The organism is Rhodococcus sp. P3_B8, assembly GCF_056402775.1.
The window spans coordinates 1-21,333 of sequence record NZ_JBFUGT010000010.1; the positions used below are offsets into that span (position 1 = coordinate 1).

Here is a 21,333-nt window from a genome sequence, read left to right on the forward strand (position 1 = left end):
GATCTTCTTGGTCGCCGGGATCGGCGCGGTGAGCATGAAGACCGGGTCGTCACCGGCAACGGCGAACGAATGGAACCGGGCCCGCGGGGTCAGCCCCAGCTTCGACGCCATCTCCTCGCTCATGATCAGCGCCGCGGACGCGCCGTCGGTCAGCGGCGACGAGTTGCCCGGGGTGATGTGCCACTGCGCCTCGGGGAACCGGGCCGCGTACTTCTCGGAGTAGAACGACGACTTCAGCCCGGACAGTCCCTCGGCGGTGGTGGAGGCGCGCACGGTCTCGTCGACGAGGTGCGTCACCGTCTCCCCGGCCTTGTTCGTGACGGTGATCGGGACGATCTCCTTGTCGAGCAGCCCCTTCGCGGCGGCGTCGGCGGCCCGCTGGTGCGACTGCGCGGAGAACGCGTCGAGGGTGTCCCGGTCGAACTTCCACTTCGCTGCAATCAGTTCCGCGGAGATGCCCTGGTTGACAAGACCTTCGGGGTAGCGGGCGGCGATGCCCGGGCCGGACGCGTCCTGCCCGAGGGTCGTCGTACCCATCGGGACGCGGGACATCGACTCCACACCGCAGGCGATCACGATGTCGTAGGCGCCGGCGATGACACCCTGCGCGGCGAAGTGCGCCGCCTGCTGGCTCGAGCCGCACTGGCGGTCGACGGTGGTGGCCGGAACCGAATCCGGGAATCCGGCCGACAGCAGCGCCGTCCGGGAGATGTTGAGGGCCTGCTCGCCGGCCTGCCCGACGCAGCCGCCGATGACGTCGTCGACCTGTGCGGGGTCGATGCCGTTGCGTTCGACGATGCTGCGGAGCACGTGCGCCAGCAGTTCGACCGGGTGCGTGCCGGACAGCGCGCCGCCCGGCTTGCCCTTACCGGAGGCGAGGCGAACAGTGTCCACGATGACAGCGTTCGTCATGGAATTCCTTTCGCGCCGTTCACTTGTATTTGGTGACGGCGTGGGGTCTCGGACAGACATGCATCCTGATTGAGTGTGGGGCTTGCCGGAGGCCGAGGGGCTCGCAAGAGTCCGGCGGGAGGTGCCGCGCTCCCTTTCACCACCCCGGCCTCCGGCTCGGCACCGCGAACGTCGTTCAGTTGACGTCCTGGACCTCGAAGGGATACGGCCGGGGCTCAGGCCACCACGGCGCCTTTTCGCGGGTCTTACTGATAGGTGACCGCAATGTACCAACGGATTCGAGTTCGAGTTCGACGACGTCGCCGGGTGAGAGCGTCTTGCCGAGTTCGAGTCCAGACCCGAATCCCAGAGTGCCGGAACCGATCAGGTCGCCCGGCTGGAGGTAATCGGCGATCGAGACGTACGCGACCAACTCGGCGGGTGTGTACACCATGTCCCCTGCCACACAGGTGGACCAGGTCTCGCCGTTGACCCTCACGGAGCCGGTCAATCCTTCGATGGATGAGACCTCGTCCATGGTGGTGATCCATGGGCCGATGCCGTAGGCGAAGTCCTTGCATTTCTGCGGGCCCATGCCGATCGCCATCTCGGCGCCCTGCACGTCGCGCGCACTGAAGTCGTTGAAGATGGTGATGCCGAAGAGGTGATCGAGCGCATCGTCCGGCGTCAGATTGCGTCCGCGCCGGCCGACGACGTAGCCGATCTCGAGCTCGTAGTCGAATGCGTCTGTGAAGTCCGGGTAGGGAATTTCTTCGTTGTGCCCGTACACCGTTGCGGTCGAGCCCTTGAAGTATCCCGGAATCTTGTAGATGTTGGGATTGGGCAGCGCGTGCGTGACCTTCTCACTGAAATTGATGATGTGCTGACTGAAGGTCAGCCCATCCCGAATGACCGGGGAATCGACCGCCGCACACCACTGGACCTCGAGTAACGGCAGTGATGCGTCGTCCGCGGTCTCGAGGGCATCGTGCGCAGCATCCAGAAAGACATCGCCGCCACCGATGGCAGCGGCCATGCTGGACGGAAAGATGGAGCGGGCGATCTTCGACGCGCGCTCCGGTTCCGCACCAGAGCGTTGCAGCGTCAGCGCGTATGCCTGCGCCAGGTCGATCACCCGTTCGGAGTCGGGCTGCACCGCGACGATTCGTGCGCGCGGACCGTCAGGGGTCGGTCGCACCACCCTGCCTAGCTTCATTTTGGCCTCCTAGTTTGTCCCTGGGAATTCTATACGATACGTCTCGAACCGCAATGGGTTTTTGACTTCATCTACAACGCCGTTTCGGCGGGCTGCGGGAGGGCGTAGGCCGGCGACGTCCGCGGAGGGGGTGCCGGCAGTGTGGCGAAGGCGAAGGCACAGATGGTGGCCAAGGCTCCGCACAGGATGAGTGCTGCCGAGTACGCACCGTGGGCATCGAACACTATCCCGATGAGCAACGGTGAGACTCCTGCCGCGATCACGAAACCCGTGTACATCCAGGAATACGCGCGGGCGTATCCCGCGAGTGCGAAGTAACGAGCGGTGAAGAAGCCGATCATGTCGATCTCTCCGCCGATGGCCAGTCCCAACGCGATTGCAGCGAGTGGAGCGAAAGCGGCGCCTCCGACGATCAGGAAGGCTGTGCCGACAGCGCTCGAGGCGCACACCCCTGCGGCAACCAGGCCCGGGCGGAAGCGATCGAGCAGAAAACCCACCACGATCCGACTGCCGATGACTGCGAAGCCGATCAGGGACGCCAAGGTCGCGGCCTGCGACGGCTCCACATCCATCGTCCGCAGCATCGGAACGAAATGTGTCAGCAAACCCACGAAGGCGAATGACATCATGAAAAACGTGCTCAACAATCTCCAGAAGGTCCAATCCCGACGAATCGCGGCGAAAGACGCGCGGGCACGCGCAGGCGCAGGCGCATCGAGCTCGACACGCTCGGTAGAGTGGCCGTCCTGTCCCCCATTGGCCGTTGCCGAGGGCTCTTTCAAAAAGGCGAGCACGGGAGCGATGCCGCTCGCCGCGATCGCGGCGAGCACGAGGAACCCCGCCCGCCAGCCGTGCTCGGCAATGACGCTGTTGACGACGAGCGGAACGACGGCCGCCGCGACACCGATTCCGGTCATCGCGAGTCCGAGGGCGAACCCGCGCGACTTGACGAACCACAGGCTTACCGTTCGCGTGAATCCGACCGGGCCGGATGCGCTGGCGAGGAAGCCGAGCGCGAACATGACCGCGAGGAAGGCGGGAACGGTGTCGACTATCGTCGCGAGGGCCAGATAGCCGGACGCGAAGGACAGTTGCCCGAAGACAATGACCCGTCTCGTTCCAAAGCGGTCGATCGCGCGCCCCGTGCACACGGTTCCCGCTGCGACCCCCGCACTGACCACCAGCAAGCCGAGACCGTAAGAGGTCTTGCTCAGTCCGATGGCGTGTTCGAGGTCGGCCGTGAACAAACCGATCGTGTACAACAGCAATCCGGAGATACCGACCGCCGACCCGAAAGCGGCGATGACGATACTTGGCCATCCGCGACGGATCTCTTCATTACACACCATGGGTACACACCTTCGACAGGGAGGAAATCGAGCGAGACGAGCGAGGATCGCTTCGTGTAATCGGCGTCACATCGCCTGGGGCTATCTCAGCCCATCCCGCGGAGTTCGTAAATTTCAAGCAACCGTGGAACTTCCACGGTGAAACGGAAGAAGCTGCCCCCAAGGGATGCGGAGGAATACGTCGAACCACCGTGCTCCCCCGCAGGGTGCCGACCTTCGGATAGCACTCCTGCTCCGGCGGTGCCGTTCGTTGTCCCTCCGTAGGCGTTCCGCCAGCCAGAGAGAGCTGCCGAAGGTTCAGGTGCGGATCCGCCGAAGGCACAGGTGCGGCGTGACTGTCCCGGATGACACTTGGAAGGGGTTGTCGCAGTTGAATTTCAGCACTCCGGTGCGCATGGCGTTGCGCGGGTGCGGCACGCGGGCGTGTGCCAGTCGAGCGGGGTGGTGCAGGGACTGTTCAGCCCATGGAGATCGCGGCGGATCGAGCTGGGGAGAGCGATTTGAGATCGAAGCCGGCCCGGGTCAGGTCGGCGAGGCTGGGCCGTTGGGGCGCCGATAGCGCTTTGCGGGCGGCCAGGTGCACGGCGGGCTGGTTCACCGATTCGACGGCGACGAGAATGTCGTCGCGGAAGCAGAAGGTGGAGAATTTTCCGGTGCCGGGGTCGGTGGGGAGCACGGTGCGGTCGATAGGTCCGCCGGCGCCGGCGATCTGGACCTTGCAGGCACCCTGGTGGCTCCAGAACCAGGGTAGATCCCGGTATGTGGTGGGGGTCCCGGTGAGTGTGGCCGCCAGGGCCCGGGCCTGGTCGACCGCGTTCTGCACCGATTCCCGCCGAACCCTGGTCCCGGCGTGTGTGCAGGGAAAGCTGACGCAGTCGCCGATCGCCCAGATGTGCTCGTCGCTGGTGCGTAGGAATTCGTCGACGTGGATGCCGTTGTCGATCCGCAGGTTTGCGGAGGCGGCCAGATCGGTCTGAGGGTCGGCGCCGATACCGATGACCACGAGGTCGGCGGGGAATCGGCGGCCGTCGTGGCCGACGACGGCGGAGACACGTCCGTGGGCGTGTTCGATCGCCGACACCTGCACGTCGAATTGAAAGTCGATACCCGCGGCGCGGTGAGTGACGGTGAGCTGGTCGGTGGTGGCATAGGTCAGGGCGCGGGCGAGTGGCCGGGGACCGCATTCGACGACGGTGACGTCGATGCCGCGCCGGGCCGCTGCGGCGGCGAATTCGAGTCCGATGAAACCGGCGCCGATGACGACGGCGGCCGTCGCGCGGTCGAGGTCGTCGTGCAGGAGGGCGGCGTCGGCGGCTGTCCGCAGGTAGTGCACCCCGGGTCCCTGTGCGCTGGGAAGGGTGAGGCGTCGGTTGCGGGAGCCGGCGGCCAAAACGAGATCGTCGTAGTGCATCCGGGTGCCGTCTGCGCACCCGATGGTGCGGGTGCGCGGGTCGATTCCAGTGACAGCGGTGCCGCGCCGCAGGTCGATCTCGTGATCGTGATAGAACTCGGCGCCACGCAGCGGCAACGGTTGCGGATCGCCTTCGGCGAGGTAGTCCTTCGACAGCGGGGGGCGTTGGTAGGGCAGTTCCGATTCGGCGCTGAGCACCGTGATCGGGCGATCGTGGCCGCGGGTTCGCAGGGAGTCGGCGAGCTGGATCCCGGCATGGCCCGCGCCGATGATGACCGTCGCGCTCATGTCAGATCTGGCTTTCCGGGAGATCGACCTCGAGACCGTCGAGGGTGGTGGTGACGAGGATCTGGCAACCCAGACGGGACCGCTGCGGGTCGCGGGCGGTGGCGGTGCAGTCGAGCATCTCGTCCTCGTCCTCGCCGACGTCGGGTAGATCCGTCAGATGCGCGGATCGGATGTAGACATGGCAGGTGGCGCACATGGCCTGTCCGCCGCATTCGCCGACAATGCCGGGGATCGAGTTGGTGACCGCGGCGCGCATCAGGGATGTGCCGTCGGGGACGTCGAGGACATCGCTGCGCCCGGCGGGCTGGTGGAAGGTGACTTTTGACATGGCGGTCTCTCTCTTTTCTCAGTTGTCCCAGGTGACCGGAAGATCGGTCAGTCCTCGGAACACCCATCCGTCCCATCGGGTTTCGCGGGTGATATCGATGCGCAGGTCGGGGAAGCGCTCGTAGAGCAGGGGCACCGCGATCTCGCCGACGGCGCTCTTGGCCGCCCAGTGGCCGGCGCATAGATGTACCCCGCTGCCGAACGCTAGGTGCGGGCGGCGTGGGCGGGAAATGTCGAACACCGCGGGATCGGCGTCGAAGTAGCGTTCGTCGCGATTGGCGGAGCCAACCACCACACCGATGGCCGCACCGGCGGGAAGGCGCACCCCCCCGAGCACCACCGGGCGGGTGGTCTGACGGGGGTACATGCCGATCGGCGACAGCCAACGCACGGTCTCGTCGAACACCGCCGGCCACAGCGACCGGTCCTCGGACACCCGCCGCTGCTGGTCCGGATGCCTCGACAGCGCCCACACCATGTTGGTGATCATGTGCTGCGGCTCGTTCATTCCCCCGGTGATGGTCAGCTTGACGTTCGCGGCCACCGCCTGCCGAGGCAGTCCGCTGCCGACCAGTGCCGAGGTCATCGACTCATTCGGATGCTTCTCGTAGAAGGGAATCAAGACATCGAGCAGGGCGTCGACCTCGGTGCGGGCCTGCTCGCAACGGACCCAGATGTCCGGATCGTCGAGCAGGTTGCCGGTGCCGGCGATGAAAGCATGAGACCACCGCCGCATGTCCTCGACATCGACATCCGGCAGCCCCAGCAGATCGACCAGGTTCTGCGACGCCACCGGCGCTGCGTAGTCCCGGTTCAGTTCGGCAGCCCCAGGACCGGCATCGGCAAGGACGTCCAGGTAGGTACGCGCGTTGCGGGTGAACACCTCGGACCATACGGACTTGACCATCTTCGGACGCAAGGTGGGATTGATCGTCGATCGTTCGGACGCATGGTCGGGATCGTCCTTGCGCAGCATCGGATGCCCACCCAGCGCTCGCAGCATGGTCGCGCCGCTGCCCCCGACATCGGCGGTGTAGATCTGCTGGTCGCACTCGATCTCGTGGCATTCGTGGTAGCTGGTGACCAGGTACTTGTTCACGGCCGGGACCCACGCCACCGGCGCCTCGTGGCGAAGACGCCGGTACGTCGGGTACGGGTCGGCGGCAAGTTCACCGGGTGCCACCCAGTCGACTTCGGGTGCCGGGGGAAAGTCAGCCGGGTCGACGGTACCTCTCAGCGGAAGTGCGCTCTCGCCGGCGGAAGCCGGGGCGTGGGTCACCGGACAGGACATTGGCCGCGTGGCTGCCGTGTCGGTCATGTCGTTCTCCATCTTGTGCGTGTTGTGCACCACATTGGGGTTGAGACTTAGTTCACATCACCGAGTACTTCTCGTAAAGTGAATAAAAATGGCAAATATCTTCAGTTGAACGGAAGTTTCACATGGGTCAGCTCACCGTCCGCCAGCTCGAGTTGTTTTCCGCCCTCCCGCGATATGGGACGTTGTCGGAGGCTGCGGCGGCGTTGCACATATCCGAATCAGGTCTGTCACAGTCGGTTTCGGAGGTAGAGCGAATCGTCGGGGAGCAACTGTGCGTGCGCCGCAAGGCGAAGGGTTTGCAGCTGACGCCGGCGGGACAGTACTTCGCCCATCGTGCGCGTCATCTCGTCGACGAAGTGTCCTCCCTCGTCGGTGATCTCGCTGCCACGCGTGGGGAGATCACCGGCCCCATCCGGGTCGGCTGCTATGTAGGGTTCGCCGCCACGGTGCTGCCGCCGGTGCTCGCGCACTTCGCCGGCGCACACCCGAAGGCCAAGGTCGGGGTCCGGGTCGGTGGGGACGACGAGCTGCTGCCGTCACTGGCCGACGGCACCTTGGACTTCGCGGTTCTGTACGACATGTTTCTACCCTCGGACCTAAACAAGCGGGTGGTGTACGAGACCGAGGTCATGGCCGTGCTGCCGGCCGACCATCGACTCGCCGACCGGATCAGCGTGGCCTTGCACGAGCTCGCCGAGGAACCTCTCGTTCTGCTCGACTCGGCGCCGAGCACGGCCAACACCCATCGAATCTTCGCCGAGCAGGGGGTACAACCCACTGTCGGCACCGCCGTTCCCACAATCGATCTCGTCCGGGCTCTGGTGGGGCGAGGAGTCGGATACGGCCTGCTCATGTCCCGTCCCAACTCTCCCGACACCACCTCCGAAGGACGACCCCTGGTGACGCGACCGCTCACCCCTCGTGCCGGCCGCACCAGCGTGGTCGCGACCTGGCCCCGGCACATGACCCTCAGCCCGCGGGCACAGGTCTTCCTCGATCATCTCGTGCACAGCTTGTCCCGGGCCGGGGAGTCATCGCATCAACACTCCGATGCGCCCGACCTGATGTCGGCGAAAGTCACTCCGTGAACCCGTCTCTCGTATACCCACTCCCCCGTCAGACGTGCTGCGCACCGCCGACATCTCTCGGACACGTGGACGCGGGTTCGCGCCAGTTTCGGTTCGGTGGCACCTGCAGCGTTCCCGGTGCGCCCCGGTGAATCGCAGAGTGCCACTGGCGCGCGCCGACCCAGCGCACACACGCCGCCGCGATCTGCGCTCGAGGGCCGGCCATTTTCTGCTTGCCTCGGCGGCGTCCATTCGACCGGTGTCCCGGATTCGGACCGTCAGAGCGGTTCGCAGCCGTCCTCGCGGTTGTGTATCGGCACGAGCCCGGCGGCCTGCAGCGGGCGGAGGTCGATCAGATCACCGGCCTCCGGTGCACCCTGGACGATCATGCCGAGGTCATCGCGCAGCTGGGCGAGCGCCCGAATGCCGATACCGGAGGGGGCCAGGGTCTGCGGCACCGCGGCGAGAGCAGAGGCGACCGCAGCCTGTCCGAACCCCGTGGCGAGCAGTTCTTGCTCGACCTCGGATGCCGCCGCCTGTTGCATCCACCGGTGGGCCGCGGCCAAAGCTCGGAGATACCGGACAATTTCGTCCATTTTTCCCGAGAGGACCTTTCGGGTGGACACGATTCCGAGGCCGGGGTAGGACGGCACCAGTTCCGCTATCCGCATGGCAACGGTCATCCCCTGATCGCGGCCGATCTCGTCCAGCGGCGGCGCCAGGAGAGTCACGTCCGCCGTGTTGGCGATCAGTGACTCGAACCGTTCGCGCACGCCACCCACCTCGACGACCTCGTACTGGTCTTTCGTCCGGCCGAGCCGCGCCATCATCGAGTACGCGACGATGGCGAAGCCGTTCGTAGGGGCGTCGACCGCCAGACGAATCACGTCGAGACCATCGGTCGATAGCAATTTGGGCCGAAGCGTCAAGGCAAGATCGGTGGTCGTTTCGATCTGTGCTATCACCGCGATGTCCGAACCCGTTGCATTCCAGGCGAACAGGTTGTCTGTCGCGGTGATGCCGACATCCGCTCGGCCTTCGTCGAGTTCCCGGCGCTGTTCGTGGGAGGACCCCACCAATTTTGTCTCCACATCGACGCCCGCTGCGGCGAACAGCCCCCGATGCTGCGCCACCGCCACGACCGGGGGGACGACGAACACCGACTGCTGCACCGTCATCGACTGTGCCTCCGTGTGAGTTGTTTCGAAGCCCTCGTACATATCGCTACAGAAAGTGATTGTGATCCACATCGCATGGGGTTAGAGTACGGAAATCGATACGAGACGTCTAGTACAGCAAGGAGCTCACGTGTCTTGGGATTACGAAGTGGTGGTCGTCGGCGGCGGCCCCGTGGGGGTGGCCGCCCTCGCTCTTCTCGGCCAGGCCGGGATCTCAGCGATCGGGATCGAACGCGAAAGTAGCATGTGGCCACAGGCTCGGGCGGTGCACTTCGATGGAGAGACCCTTCGCGCATTTCAAGCCCTCGGCCTGGGCGAACAGGCGATGGCTCGATGTAAGCCGATGACGGACTTCCGCATGGAGAATGAAGCACGCGAGACGCTGTTCTCACATCCAACGGGGAAACTCGGAACACAGGCATGGCATGACGACGTCATGTTCCATCAGCCCGACATTGAGGTACTGCTGCGCAGCGAGGTGGACCGCCAGGCCGGCGTGTCACTTCGCTCGGGGACCACCTTGACCGATCTGGAGCACATTGCCGACGGGGTTCGCTGTGTGGTCACAGACGCCGAGGGCTCTACGGAGACCCTCACCGCGCGATGGGTCATCGCAGCTGATGGGGCTACCTCGACGGTGCGGCGACTGCTCGATGTCCGGACCGAAAGCCTCGGTAGCGATGATCCGTGGCTGGTCGTTGACGGATTACTGGACGGGGAGCCCGACATCAGTGGCGACATGGTGTTCCTCGGTCATTACAGTCGGCCGGCACTGTGGGTTCGCCTTCCCGGCAAGCGGGTCCGGATGGAGTTCAAGGTCATGCCGGACGATGATCCCCAGGAGATCACCACCGCGGCCGCCATCGAGCGCATCAGCCACGGCGTTCTGCCGACGGACCGATTCACGCCGGACCGGGCCGCGATCTATACCTTCCGCGCACGGGTTGCCAAGCGGTGGCGTGCGGGCAATGTGTTCCTCGCCGGGGACGCCGCCCATCAGGCTCCGCCACTGTTCGGCCAGGGACTGTGCGCCGGCATGCGCGATGTCGCCAACCTGATCTGGAAGCTGAGTCTGGTCTCGCGGGGTCTCGCCGACGTGGACCTGCTCGACACCTACGAGAGCGAGCGGCGTCCGCACGCCCATTACTGGGTGGAGCAGGCGGCGACGATGGCAGGCATTCTGCAGACCACGTACCGCAAGACCGCCGAACATCGCGACGCCTACGTGCGCGCGAACCCCGGTGCATCTGCACCCCCGTCGCCGGCGCTCGGTCCCGGCTTGCATACCGCCGAACTCAACGACAGTGCGGGCCGACTTTCCCTGCAGCCCCGGCTGTCCGACGGAACACGCCTCGACGATCTGGTCGGCGTCCGGTTCCTCGTGGCAGCACCCGAGGACATGATCGCCGGGTTGTCACCACAGCTTCAGGGGGCGCTCACCGGTGATGGCGAGACCGTGGTGCTCACCGACCCGGAGACGTTCTCCGACCTGCTCGCCTCGGTGAATGGCAAGGCCGTGGTCCTGCGCCCGGACCGGTACGTGCTCGGTGTCGCCGACACGTGTGAGGAGCTCGGGCTACTGCTCGAACTCGTCCCCACCCTCAAAGCGGCGCTCGCCCCCGCCGTCCAGGCCGCGCCCCTGCCACAGTGACGAGCCCTTGCCCGTCACTGCCCTGAACTGGTACCCGAAGGAGATTTCCGTGTCATTCAGTCCGATCACCCACCTACGTCACGTCGACATAGCGGTCCCCGAATACGACAAGCAGGTCGCGTTCTACGGCAACAACTGGGGCCTGACCGATGTCGGCGGCGAAAGCAATTTGACGTACTTCGCGGCCGAAGGCTCGCCTGAGCAGTACATCGTGCGTGTCAGACGCGCCGACGAGAAGCGACTCGATCTCGTGTCCTTCGGCGCAGCAGACCGCAAATCCGTCGATCAGCTCGCCGACCGCCTCGCCGGTGCGAACGTCACGCTGATCAGCGAACCCGACATCCTGCAGACGCCCGGCGGAGGCTACGGATTCCGGTTCTTCGACCTCGAAGGTCGCGTCCTCGAAGTTTCCGCCGACGTCGAGACCCGCACACACCGCAAGATCGAGGAACGTGAAGCCATTCCCGTGCGACTGTCGCACGTGGTACTCAACTCGCCTGAGCCCGAGAAGATGTTGGCCTGGTACGTGAAGCACCTCGACTTGCGTCTCTCCGACACCCTCGTCCATCCCCACATGGGTGGGCTCATGTGGTTCCTGCGCTGTGGACCGCAGCATCACAGTATGGCGATCGCCCGGTGCCCCCATACCGCGCTCAATCACGTGTCGTTCGAGATGCGTGGGCTCGACGAATACATGCGCGGTAGCGGACGGCTCATTCGAGCCGAGGTCCCGAAGATCTGGGGACCGGGCCGACACCGCGCCGGCGACAACACCTTCACCTACTTCCACGATCCCAACGGCAACACGATGGAGTACACCACCGAACTCGAACTTCTCGACGAGGACACCTGGCACCCGAGCCTGTACGACACCAGCGAACCGGAGACCTCCGATGAGTGGGGCACCGCCGACTCAATGAACGAATGGATCAGCAAGCAGATGTTCAACGATCCGGACAAGGGCCTGTTCCAGGCACCCCCGGTATAGGGGCCTCGCGTACCGACACCGCAGCCCGGGCTACCCGGGCACCCGCAAGGAGCCCTCCGGTCGCGTTCGCACCCCACGGTGACGACAGATGCGACCGGAGGGCCTCCGTCGGATTTCAGGCCCACCAATGCGGCGTACACACCGATCGCTCCGAAATTCGTCGCACCGAAGAGAACATCAGCAGTCACGACTGCCACAGACGTCACCGGAAGAATTTATGACAGACTCCGCCCGGGCCTTGTTCGTCCGAGCGAAGGGCTCTTCCAGCCACCGAGTATCAACGGCCTCGAGATCGCCAACCGCATCGTCAGGGTCCGATGGCGGTCCTGCAGCAGCACAAGGGCGGACGTCCGAGCAGACAAACGATTGCGTTCCTCACCGAGCGCGCCACCGGCGTCGGCGCATCGTCGGAGGGTCAGCGGCGACGTCACAAGGAGTTGACGAGGCACCGTTCCAGCCACTGCTCCGTGTCGACTCCGACAATCTCATCCCCGACCTGGAGCGGCTCACCGCCGCCGTGCACTCCCACGGGACCGCGATTTTCTCCCAAGACTTCGCCGGATTCGGGCGGATGGGAAGCCCGACAAGGATTGGCCGATTCTCACCGCAAGCCCGAAGAACGTTCATGACCGAGGACCGCCTCCCACCGGGAACCTCACCGGCGGGAGGCGGGGCAGTCGGCGATGTCCCGCTGTTCCTCAGCAGCACAACCGATCCGCAGACGGGTGCCGACGCGATCGCATCCGGCCACGGAGATGCTCTGATGCTTGCCCGGCAACTCCTCGCCGATCCCGACTATGCCAACAAGGTGCGCGACGGAAGAATCGACAAGATTGTCATGGTGCGACCACCAAAACTCCTGCCTGCGGCGGCTGATCGACGTTCCCGTCCGCTGCCACCAGAACCTCCGCATGGGTAGGGAAGGGCGTGAGCCGGGTGTGCGGTCCCCGCTCCCCCGCATCGTGAAACGCCCCGCGGAAGACGCTCTGATCTGGTTGACCGGTTCAGAGCCGGTCATGGCTTGGCGAGCAAGCTCGCCTCCAAGAATGAGTCCGCGGGGTCAACGATGGGATTCACACCTCCGGTCCTACACCGTCGGTGAGTGAGATCGTATGTACGAGAATGGGTGCGGGCTTGCTGGTCGAGCGAGCCCGCACCCATTTGCATACGTCAACCCGCAGCGGTGAGGCGATCAACAGCGTGGCGTACATGGAAAACGGCCGTCCGGACGCGTTCGCATTCGAGCTGACGAACCTCATAATTTTTAATGTCCACGTTTTCGTAGCCAACGCAAGCACCCGGCCTCTCCAGCGGGCAGCTTCCGCGGCGACTAGGTGTACTGATCCAACGTTGGTGACGTCACGACCACATCGCAGCCCGAACCAAACCCGACGCGCACCGAGTGGCGCATCATCAAGGTCCGCGTCATCCGCCGCTGGGGTCCGGCCCGGATCGCGTATCTGCTGGGTTTGAATGTTTCGACAGTGCACAAGGTCCTGAGCCGCTACGGGTTGGCTCGACTGCGGTGGCTCGACCGCCCGACCGGACGGGTGATCCGTCGCATGCACTCACCGCACTGCGGCGATCTCGTTCATGTCGATGTCAAGAAACTGGGCAAGATCCCCGCCGGCGGCGGATGGCGGAAGGTCGGTCGCTCGGCAGGCAGCCGCAATGCCCGAGCCGACAAAAGCAGCGGCGAGTTCGACAAGTACCACCGTCCGGTCCGCGGCTACCACTTCCTGCACACCGCGATCGACGCACACTCACGGTTGGCCTACTCCGAACTGTTAGGCGACGAACGCAAAGCCACCGCCGCCGCGTTCTGGCTACGCGCCAACGCATGGTTCACCGAGCACGGCATCACGGTCGAAAAAGTGTTGACCGACAACGGTTCCTGCTGATCACACGCGTTCCGAGACGCACTCGGTGAGATCAAGCATCGCCGAACCCGCCCCTACCGACCCCAAACCAACGGCAAAGTCGAACGCTTCCACCGCACCCCGGCACGACGAATGGGCCTACGCCCGCCTCTACACCAGCGACCGCGAACGCTGCGACGAGTTCCCGCGATGGCTGCACACCTACAATCACCACCGCGGCCACACCGCACTCGGCGGCCAACCACCCGCCACCCGCGAACCCAACCTCTCAGGTCAGTACAACTAGGCGTCGATACAGCGGGTGCGTTGCATGCCCAGACCATCGATCTCGCATTCGAGGACGTCCCCCTGGCGGAGGTACCGGCCCCAGTGCGAGCCGTTGCCGGGCGGGGATCCGGTGATCACCATGTCTCCGGGCTCGAGCTCGACGAAGCGCGAGATGTAGGAGATCAGTTCCGCGGGGCCGAAGACCATGTCGCCCGTGGTGCTGTCCTGCATCGTGTCACCGTTGAGGCGAAGCCGGATACCCAGGTTCAGTGGGTCCGGCACGAAAGCTGCCGGAACGAGCCACGGGCCGGTCGGGTAGAACGTCGGGAAGTTCTTCGCCCGCATCCAGTCCGTTCCCATCATCGCAATATCCCTGCGCGGAACCAGGCTTCGTGTGGTGAGGTCATTGCAGATCGTGTAGCCGGCGACGTAGTCGAGTGCGTCGGCCACCGTGACGTTGTGAGCACGACGACCGATGACCACGCCGAGCTCGAGTTCCCAGTCGTGGTCGGACCATCCGGTAGGAAGAAGGATGTCGTCGTAGGCGCCGCTGATCGCCGAGGGGACACCGGTCCACACATACGGTTCGCCGTGCGCTTTGCGCTCGTCGATGTCGTGGCCGGCCTCCTCGGCGAGCTCCTCGTCCGTCAGTCCGGCGGTGCCCAGCTTGTGCGCTACCGCCATCTGGATGATGTGCTCGCGATAGTTCGCTCCGGCCCCGTAGATCTGGCCCGGCCGGGTCACCGGCGGCAGCGTTCGCAGTTCCGATGCGGGTGTTCCGGGCGTAGTGGGTGAGACCGCGGCCTCGGCCAGTGTCTTGAACGCGGAGTCCCAGTCCTCGAGTAGCGCGGCGGTCGAGTCGTAGGCTGTGAATGCACTGATGTCGTACACGTCGTCGTCGACTACCAGTCCGGGGAATGGGCCGTTGCCGGCGTCGAAGGTCCCCAGTGTGAATCGTTTCTGGTCCATCCTCATCTCTCTTCCGATTGGTCGGCGGTTCGGTTGCCGACCGCACTGTCCGGGCGGCGCAGGACTGCCCCCCGGCCGCGGTATTCCGCGACGACACGGGGGCCGCTGCGGACGGTGACGTCGACCAGGGAGTGCCGACCGGTGTGGTGCCGGACGATTGCCTCGGCCACCAATTCCTCTCCGACGTGTGCCGGGGTGTAGTACTCGATCGACGCACCGGCGGTGGCTGTTCCGGGTGTGCGGCTGTTGGCGGCACACGCGAAGGCGCTGTCGGCGAGGACATAGATCACCCCGCCGTGGGCGATGCGGTGGCCGTTCGCCACGGACTCATCGATCACCATGTGCAGTACCGCCCGCCCCTCCCCCGCCGAGAGCACCTTGATTCCGAATTCGGCCAGGCTCGAATCCTGCGCCAGCAGCCTGCGGACCGGCTCGGTGATCGTCATGGCACGCTCACCTGTCGCTGTCGTATCGTGCGGTCACGGATCTCGATCAGCACCTGCGCATCGTCGACCGAACCCGGGTCGACCACCTGGTCCACGGAGTGCCCGAGCAGAATCCGCTTGACCGGAACCTCGAGCTTCTTGCCCGTGCGGGTGTGCGGAATCCGCGAGACAGCAATTATGTCGTCGGGGACGTACCGTGGTGACAGCGCCGCACGAATCGCGTTGCGGATGGCCGTGATCGCGGCTTCGGGATCGGTTCCGGTGTGCAACTGCACGAACAGCGGCATGTAGTAGCCGTCGGTCTCCTCGACACCCACCACGAGTGCCTCCTCGACCTCCGGCAACGCCTCGACCACCCGGTACAGGTCCGCTGGGCCCATCCGGATGCCGTTGCGGTTCAGTGTCGAATCCGATCGTCCGACGATGACCGAGCTGCGATCGGTATCGAATTCGACCAGGTCTCCGTGGCGCCACACACCGGCGTACGTCGAGAAGTAACTCTCGCGGTAGCGCGAGCCGTCGGGGTCGTTCCAGAAGTACAGCGGCATCGACGGCATCGGGCTGGTGATCACCAGCTCGCCGGGTTGGCCGACCACCGGGTGGCCGGCGGTGTCCCATGCTGCGGCGGCAACCCCGAGCGCAGGCGGCTGGAGGCGTCCCAGACGCACCGGTTCGGTCGGCGCGCCGCCGAGGAAGATTCCGGCGATGTCGGTGCCCCCGCTGACCGATGCCAGCCACACCGGCCCGACGGCGTCGTAGACCCACCGGAATGCGTCCGGTGCCAGGGGGGAGCCGGTGACCTGGATCATTCGGAGCGCGGAGAGGTCGTGGTCGGTTCCTGGGCGCAGCTGAGCGCGCATACTGGCGTGTGTGTAGGCAGCGCCGAGGCCGAGCATCGACACCTTGTTCTCGGCAGCGACTCGCCAGACCCGGTCGATGTCGGGATGGGCGGGGTTGCCGTCGAGGAGAACGATGGTGGCCCCGCGCAGAAGCCCAGAGACGAGCATGTTCCACACCACCCAACTGGTGGTGCCGACGACGAACAGCTTGTCTCCGGGGCGAAGGTCGGCGTGCAGGGTCAGGGTTTTCAGGTGCTCGAGGACGACGCCGCCGTGTCCATGGACGATCCCCTTCGGGATGCCAGTGGTGCCCGAGGAGAACAGCACCCACAGGGGATGGTCGAACGGTAGTTGGTCGGCTTCCCATTCGTGCTCGGCGGCCACGACGTCCTGCCAGGAGTGCGTACGCATCGACGTGGCCGGAACACCCGCAGCGGTATCGACCCAGACGATTTCGCGCAGGCTCGGCAGTTGAGCGACGATGTCGGCAAGGACGTCACTGCGATCGAGACGGCGGCCACCGTAGGTGTAACCGCTCGCCGCGATCAGCACGACGGGTTCGAGTTGCTGCAGCCGCGAAACGATGGCGCCGACGCCGAACTCGGGCGCGACGATCGACCACACCGCCCCGACCGAGGCTGCGGCGAGAAACCCGACCACCGCTTCGGTGCGGTTGGGCAGGATTGCAACCACGCGGTCGCCGTGCTGGACCCTGGATTGTCGCAGGAACGCGGCGAGGGCGCCGACTTGCCGGCGGAGCTCGTGCCATGTGGTCGTCGTTGTCGTACCGTCCTCGTCGATGGCCACAATGGCCTCGTCGGCGTTGTCGTGGTCGGCGAGCGCATACGAGGCGTAGTTGACCGTCGTTCCCGGGAACCATCGCCCGCCGGGCATCGTGTCGGGCACGACAGGTTCGCCGTCCGGGGTGTCGACGACGATGCCGATGTAGTCGGCGAACGCGCGCCAGAACGCATTCGGGTCGGTGACCGACCAGTGCCACAGTGCGTGGTAGTCGTCGATCGTGCCCGGCGTCACGAGACCCGATGTGGTCAGCCAGGTGACGAATCTGGTGAATTCACTGCCCTCTGTGCGGGCCTGATCGGGGCACCACAGAACCTCCCCCGGTGTTTCTGTCACGACGACTGCCCCGCCAATTCGCTCTGGGTGTCGTCGGTCGATACCGGCAAGGCGCCGAACAGAAGGAACGCCACCCGGCAGTTCTCGTCGGTTCGGTTGGACCAGGCATGCGCGGTGCCGCGCTGGACGATCACGTCACCGGCCTCGAGCCGGCACTCGCCCTCATCGAGAAGTAGCCAGATCTCGCCCTCGATTACGACGGCGAAGTCGATCGAGTCGGTCTTGTGGAACCAGAAGTGGCGGTTGCCGCTGTGGGTCGCTTCCTCTCGCGCGTGGTCGCCGCCGATGTCGGAGAATAGCTGGTCCTTCCCGGCCTTTTCGTACACGCTGTCGGGTGGGAAGTCGGCGACGCGGAAGATCGTGCCACCCAGTTCCGGGTACATCGGGATCTCGGCGTCGACGGAAGCTGGGTCGAGGCGGCCGTCGTTGGACACCGGTCCCGGTTCGGTGGCCCACACCTGCGCGGCGCCGAATCCGGGAACCGTCGGTGACCTGAAAATGTTGGGGGCCTTGCCGTCGGCAAGGACGTATGACCGGCCCTGCTCGTCGACCGCCGTCACCACCCGACGAATAGAGGCGGTTCGCGCCTGAGGCTGATTCATTGTGTGCTGCCTTTCTGAAATCAGTTCACTGCCTGAGTGGCGAATGGGTACGGCTTTTCCTCGGGAGCCACGACGCGACCTCCCGTTCTCCGATGGGGTACGCAGGATTCGATTCCGTCGAGTTGCGTCCCGGCTCGCGTCGACGATCGAGCTCGAGACCGACCGTTTCCGAGGGTTCCGGTTCAACCACTCCTTCCAATTCAATTCGATACGTACCGTACAGCACTGTGGTGTCCATCACCAGCGCCAGTGCAAACCACCACCACGAGGCCAGGGCCCGGGTAGTTGCGATCCGAGACGGACCGGATAGCATTTCGGGCATGGCCGTACGGAGTGAAGCAAGCCGCAAGGCGGTCCTGCAGGCAACCATGGAGTTGCTCAACGACACCCCACCTGGGCCGGTGTCGCTGCAGAAGCTGTCCATCGAAGGCATCGCCAAGCATGCCGGTGTCAGCAAGATGACGATCTATCGGTGGTGGCCCAGCAAGACGGCTGTAGTCATCGATTCCTTCCTCGACAACCACGTGGCGCAGACCCCGATCCACGACGAGGGTCCAGCTATCGATGCACTGCGGGCACATCTGGCGTCACTCGCACGCGTCTACAGTGGGCCGGAGGGGCGACTGATCGCGCAGCTCATCGCAGAGTGCCAGCATGATCCGGCAACCCTCGAGGAGTTCAAGCAACGGTTCTGGAAAGGACGCGCCGACGCCGCAAGGCTTTTGATCGAGCGCGCCGTCGCCGAAGGTGCCGTGCGGGATGACATCGACCCTGATGTCGTCGCCGAAATGCTCTACGCTCCAATTTACTTCCGACTTCTGTTCCAGACCGGGGACCTGGACGAGGAGGCCACCGATGCCATGGTCGACGCCGCCCTGAAAGGCATCGGCAGGTAGGAGGAGGCGCAAACATTCCGTGGCCTCGTTCTTTGGCGAAACCGTGTGGGAGCAGGACGACGTTCGGCACCCAATGCGGCACCCCCTTGCAGGCCTGAAGGCCACCGATCTGGCGCTGTCCGCGCTCGACTACGCCCTGCTCACTGCGCTGTCGGCGCTGGAGTAAAATGCCCGAGATGGGTAGGCAAGTCTCGCGGGCTCGAGCACTGACGCCACCAGCGGCGGAATTGTTCGGGCGCCAGCGCGAGCTGGCGAGCGCACGTGAACTTTTTGCTTCTACCCGCCTCGTTACACTCACCGGACCCGGGGGCGTGGGCAAGACCGCTCTGTCTGCGGCGTTGTCCGCCAAGCTCGACCGGGCATTCCGAGACGGCGTATGGTTCGTCGAGCTGGGCGCGCAACGCAGTTCAGACACTGTAGCCGAAGCCGTGGTGACACAAATCGGCCTGAGCGCACCGGCCAGCGTGGATGCCGAAGAACAGCTCCGGCGGCATGTGGCCGATCGCTCAATGCTGTTGATACTGGACAATTGCGAGCACGTCCTTCCCGGATGCCGGCGATTGGTGTCCGCGCTCCTCGCCGCCTCCGCCGAGCTGCGAGTATTGGCTACCAGCAGAGAGCCATTAGGAATCCGAGGCGAGCGTGTAGTCGCCGTTCGCCCGCTGGAAATCCCCCCGAATCATCGCGGCCTCACCGCCGACGAACTTTGCGAGTATCCGGCCGCGGCCATGCTGAAAGCCCGGGCCAAGGCGGTCAACGATCAATTCGAGATCACCGACCGGACTGCGGCGGAGATCGCACAGCTGTGCACCTATCTGGACGGAATGCCGCTGGCTATCGAGCTCGCTGCTATGCGGCTGCGATCGCTGTCGGTGCACGAGCTGCTGACTCACATTGACGACCGATTCGCACTGTTGACCTCGGGTGACCCCACCGCCGCGCCGCACCACCGGTCTTTGGATGCCCTGGTGCGGTGGAGCTATGACCTATGCTCCTCCACCGAACAGCTGCTCTGGGAGAGAATGGCCGTGTTCAGCGGCAGCGTCGATCTTCCCACGATCCGCGCCGTGTGCGGGCTCCCTCCACTGCAAGGAACCAAACTGTTCGACGCGCTCGATGGCTTGGTATCCAAGTCGATTGTTCTCACCGAGACGACGCACGGCGACATGCGCTATCGGTTCTTGGAAACTCTGCGCGAGTTCGGGCGGGCCCAAGCCGGGGCCGGCGAAGACTACGGTCGCGTCCGGCGTGCCCACACGGAGTATTACCGAACGTGGGCGAGCAGAGCCGCCGAGAACTTCTTCGGCCCGCGCCAACTCGATATGGTCCAGCGGTGGGAGTCTGACCTCACCGACCTCGAGTTAGCCTTTGACCATCTCCTCCACGCGGCTCCGGGCTCTCATGGCGCCCTGGAGCTCGCTGCGGACCTCCGCTTCTTCTGGATGAATGGCCATCTCCGTGAGGGTCGCCGCTGGCTGGAGCGTGCCCTTGCCAACGATATGACCGTCTGCGCCGAGCGTGGCAATGCCCTGTGGGCAGCGGGGTGGATTGAGGCGCTGCACGGCGAAACGCATACTGCCCGGGAGCTTCTTGACGAAGCGGACACGATCGCCCGGAAGATCGGTGATCCGCGAATTGCTGCGCGGGCCGCGACGTGGACAGGATTGGCCGCGTTGATCACCGGGGATTTCGAGGTTAGCCGCTCATCTCTGGAAATGGCTTACACCGCCCACCTCGAGCACGCGGATGCCGAGGGTCTGCTGATGACCTTGTTCCTGCTCGGATTCGTCAGGAGCATATCCGGAGATCATGTAGGTGCCACGGACGCCGGCCGGGAAGCCGTCGAACGAAGCGAACGTCTGGGCGATACTTGGGGCCGCTCCTATTCGCTGTGGATGTTGGGATTCGACGCGTGGACGCGTCAGGACCTCGATGTCGCTGAGGAGTACGCCGAGCAGAGCCTCACATTGCGATGGGACTATCACGATGACTTCGGCAGTGCAGTCGTCCTCGATCTGATGGCAGGCATCGCGCTGGACGACGGCGATCCCAAGAAGGCGGCGAAGATGTTGGGCGTCGTCGCTGAACTGCTGGCCATTGTCGATACTGAGGTACCGGGCATGCTTGGCTCGCGCTATCAGGCGATCAAATCCGCCGTCCAGGATCGGCTCGGGGACGACCTGTTCGCCCGCCATCACGACATCGGTCGGCGACTGGACCGCGGTCAGCGGATGCGCTTGGCGCTGGGGTCGGTCGCCGCCGTCCCATCGGACCCGACGGACACGGTGGCTGCGGCTGGCTTGCTGACGCCGCGGGAAACGGAGGTAGCGGCGCTGTTGGCGGAGGGTCTCAGCAATCGTGCCATTGCCGGCAAGCTGGTGCTCTCTCCGCGCACAGTCGAGGTTCATGTCGAGCACATTTTGGCCAAGCTTAGCGTCAAATCACGCACTGAGGCCGGTCTGTGGGCAGCCGCCGCCCTCGGCAAGAAGGCGTGACGCGCGTCCCCGGATCGGTGTCCCATGTCACAGGGTACGTAGATGCCCAATTACGTAGCTTCTAGGTGTTCCCACGCTGTCACGGACATGCCGCGCGGGGGAAGGTGGAGTTCCCATC

The 21,333-nt window shown here is 65.0% G+C and carries 17 protein-coding genes and 1 pseudogene; 7 read left to right on the plus strand and 11 right to left on the minus strand.

Going from position 1 to position 21,333, the window contains the following annotated elements; genetic code table 11:
- The 6 genes from AC1D1G_RS06565 to AC1D1G_RS06590 form a co-directional block, all read right to left on the minus strand.
- The coding region (locus AC1D1G_RS06565) for a thiolase family protein (protein WP_477951542.1) at positions 1-912 on the minus strand (912 nt) is incomplete at its 3' end.
- Between the two features lie 175 nt (positions 913-1,087).
- Positions 1,088-2,107, minus strand: a complete 1,020-nt coding sequence (locus tag AC1D1G_RS06570; protein WP_167114268.1) for a fumarylacetoacetate hydrolase family protein — start codon at positions 2,105-2,107, stop codon at positions 1,088-1,090.
- Between the two features lie 71 nt (positions 2,108-2,178).
- Positions 2,179-3,456, minus strand: coding sequence for an MFS transporter (locus AC1D1G_RS06575; protein WP_477951543.1), 1,278 nt, complete (start codon positions 3,454-3,456; stop codon positions 2,179-2,181).
- A 457-nt stretch (positions 3,457-3,913) separates the two neighbouring features.
- Positions 3,914-5,155: an NAD(P)/FAD-dependent oxidoreductase gene (locus AC1D1G_RS06580; protein ID WP_477951544.1), complete on the minus strand. Its 1,242-nt coding sequence runs from the start codon at positions 5,153-5,155 to the stop codon at positions 3,914-3,916.
- A gap of 1 nt (position 5,156) precedes the next feature.
- The gene (locus tag AC1D1G_RS06585; protein WP_477951545.1) at positions 5,157-5,483 is read right to left on the minus strand and encodes a 2Fe-2S iron-sulfur cluster-binding protein; all 327 of its coding nucleotides are present in this window, start codon (positions 5,481-5,483) and stop codon (positions 5,157-5,159) included.
- Positions 5,484-5,501: 18 nt separating this feature from the next.
- Complete coding sequence (locus tag AC1D1G_RS06590) at positions 5,502-6,800, minus strand: cytochrome P450 (RefSeq protein WP_283351854.1); 1,299 nt, start codon at positions 6,798-6,800, stop codon at positions 5,502-5,504.
- A gap of 122 nt (positions 6,801-6,922) precedes the next feature.
- Here AC1D1G_RS06590 and AC1D1G_RS06595 point away from each other — a divergent pair, with 122 nt between their 5' ends.
- Positions 6,923-7,888, plus strand: coding sequence for a LysR substrate-binding domain-containing protein (locus tag AC1D1G_RS06595; RefSeq protein ID WP_167114277.1), 966 nt, complete (start codon positions 6,923-6,925; stop codon positions 7,886-7,888).
- 257 nt (positions 7,889-8,145) lie between these two features.
- On the opposite strand, the gene AC1D1G_RS06600 is transcribed toward AC1D1G_RS06595, so the two are convergent.
- Positions 8,146-9,045: an ABC transporter substrate-binding protein gene (locus AC1D1G_RS06600; RefSeq protein ID WP_166680756.1), complete on the minus strand. Its 900-nt coding sequence runs from the start codon at positions 9,043-9,045 to the stop codon at positions 8,146-8,148.
- Between the two features lie 130 nt (positions 9,046-9,175).
- On the opposite strand from AC1D1G_RS06600, the gene AC1D1G_RS06605 reads away from it, so the two are divergent.
- From AC1D1G_RS06605 to AC1D1G_RS06615, 3 genes and pseudogenes are all read left to right on the plus strand, one after another.
- On the plus strand, positions 9,176-10,696 hold the full coding sequence (locus AC1D1G_RS06605; RefSeq protein WP_477951546.1) for a bifunctional 3-(3-hydroxy-phenyl)propionate/3-hydroxycinnamic acid hydroxylase: 1,521 nt from the start codon (positions 9,176-9,178) through the stop codon (positions 10,694-10,696).
- Positions 10,697-10,745: 49 nt separating this feature from the next.
- Positions 10,746-11,684: a VOC family protein gene (locus AC1D1G_RS06610; RefSeq protein ID WP_477951547.1), complete on the plus strand. Its 939-nt coding sequence runs from the start codon at positions 10,746-10,748 to the stop codon at positions 11,682-11,684.
- A 1,356-nt stretch (positions 11,685-13,040) separates the two neighbouring features.
- Positions 13,041-13,850, plus strand: a pseudogene (locus tag AC1D1G_RS06615) (IS481 family transposase); the annotation flags it as partial.
- Here the strand turns inward: AC1D1G_RS06615 and AC1D1G_RS06620 are convergent.
- From AC1D1G_RS06620 to AC1D1G_RS06635, 4 genes are read right to left on the minus strand one after another with little or no spacing between them, the layout of a single operon-like run.
- Complete coding sequence (locus AC1D1G_RS06620) at positions 13,847-14,800, minus strand: fumarylacetoacetate hydrolase family protein (protein ID WP_477951548.1); 954 nt, start codon at positions 14,798-14,800, stop codon at positions 13,847-13,849. The pseudogene AC1D1G_RS06615 and the gene AC1D1G_RS06620 overlap by 4 nt on opposite strands.
- A 2-nt stretch (positions 14,801-14,802) precedes the next feature.
- Entirely contained in the window at positions 14,803-15,246 is a 444-nt protein-coding gene (locus AC1D1G_RS06625) for a hotdog fold thioesterase (RefSeq protein ID WP_167114286.1), read from the minus strand.
- Positions 15,243-17,222, minus strand: a complete 1,980-nt coding sequence (locus tag AC1D1G_RS06630) for an acetoacetate--CoA ligase (protein WP_206031599.1) — start codon at positions 17,220-17,222, stop codon at positions 15,243-15,245. Before AC1D1G_RS06630 ends, AC1D1G_RS06625 begins: the two co-directional genes overlap by 4 nt.
- Positions 17,219-17,824, minus strand: a complete 606-nt coding sequence (locus AC1D1G_RS06635) for a cupin domain-containing protein (protein WP_143548761.1) — start codon at positions 17,822-17,824, stop codon at positions 17,219-17,221. The genes AC1D1G_RS06630 and AC1D1G_RS06635 overlap by 4 nt, the downstream gene beginning before the upstream one ends.
- A 230-nt stretch (positions 17,825-18,054) precedes the next feature.
- On the opposite strand from AC1D1G_RS06635, the gene AC1D1G_RS06640 reads away from it, so the two are divergent.
- Genes AC1D1G_RS06640 through AC1D1G_RS06650 form a run of 3 tightly spaced genes read left to right on the plus strand, consistent with a single transcriptional unit; the run spans position 18,055 to position 21,215 of the window.
- Positions 18,055-18,720 carry a TetR/AcrR family transcriptional regulator gene (locus tag AC1D1G_RS06640; protein ID WP_164060999.1) on the plus strand — a complete coding sequence of 222 codons (666 nt, stop codon included), beginning with the start codon at positions 18,055-18,057 and terminating at the stop codon, positions 18,718-18,720.
- Positions 18,721-18,739: 19 nt separating this feature from the next.
- Complete coding sequence (locus AC1D1G_RS06645; protein ID WP_167114292.1) at positions 18,740-18,886, plus strand: hypothetical protein; 147 nt, start codon at positions 18,740-18,742, stop codon at positions 18,884-18,886.
- Positions 18,887-18,896: 10 nt separating this feature from the next.
- A complete protein-coding gene (locus AC1D1G_RS06650; protein ID WP_477951580.1) occupies positions 18,897-21,215 on the plus strand; it encodes an ATP-binding protein in 2,319 nt (772 codons plus the stop codon).
- Positions 21,216-21,333 lie beyond the last annotated feature (118 nt).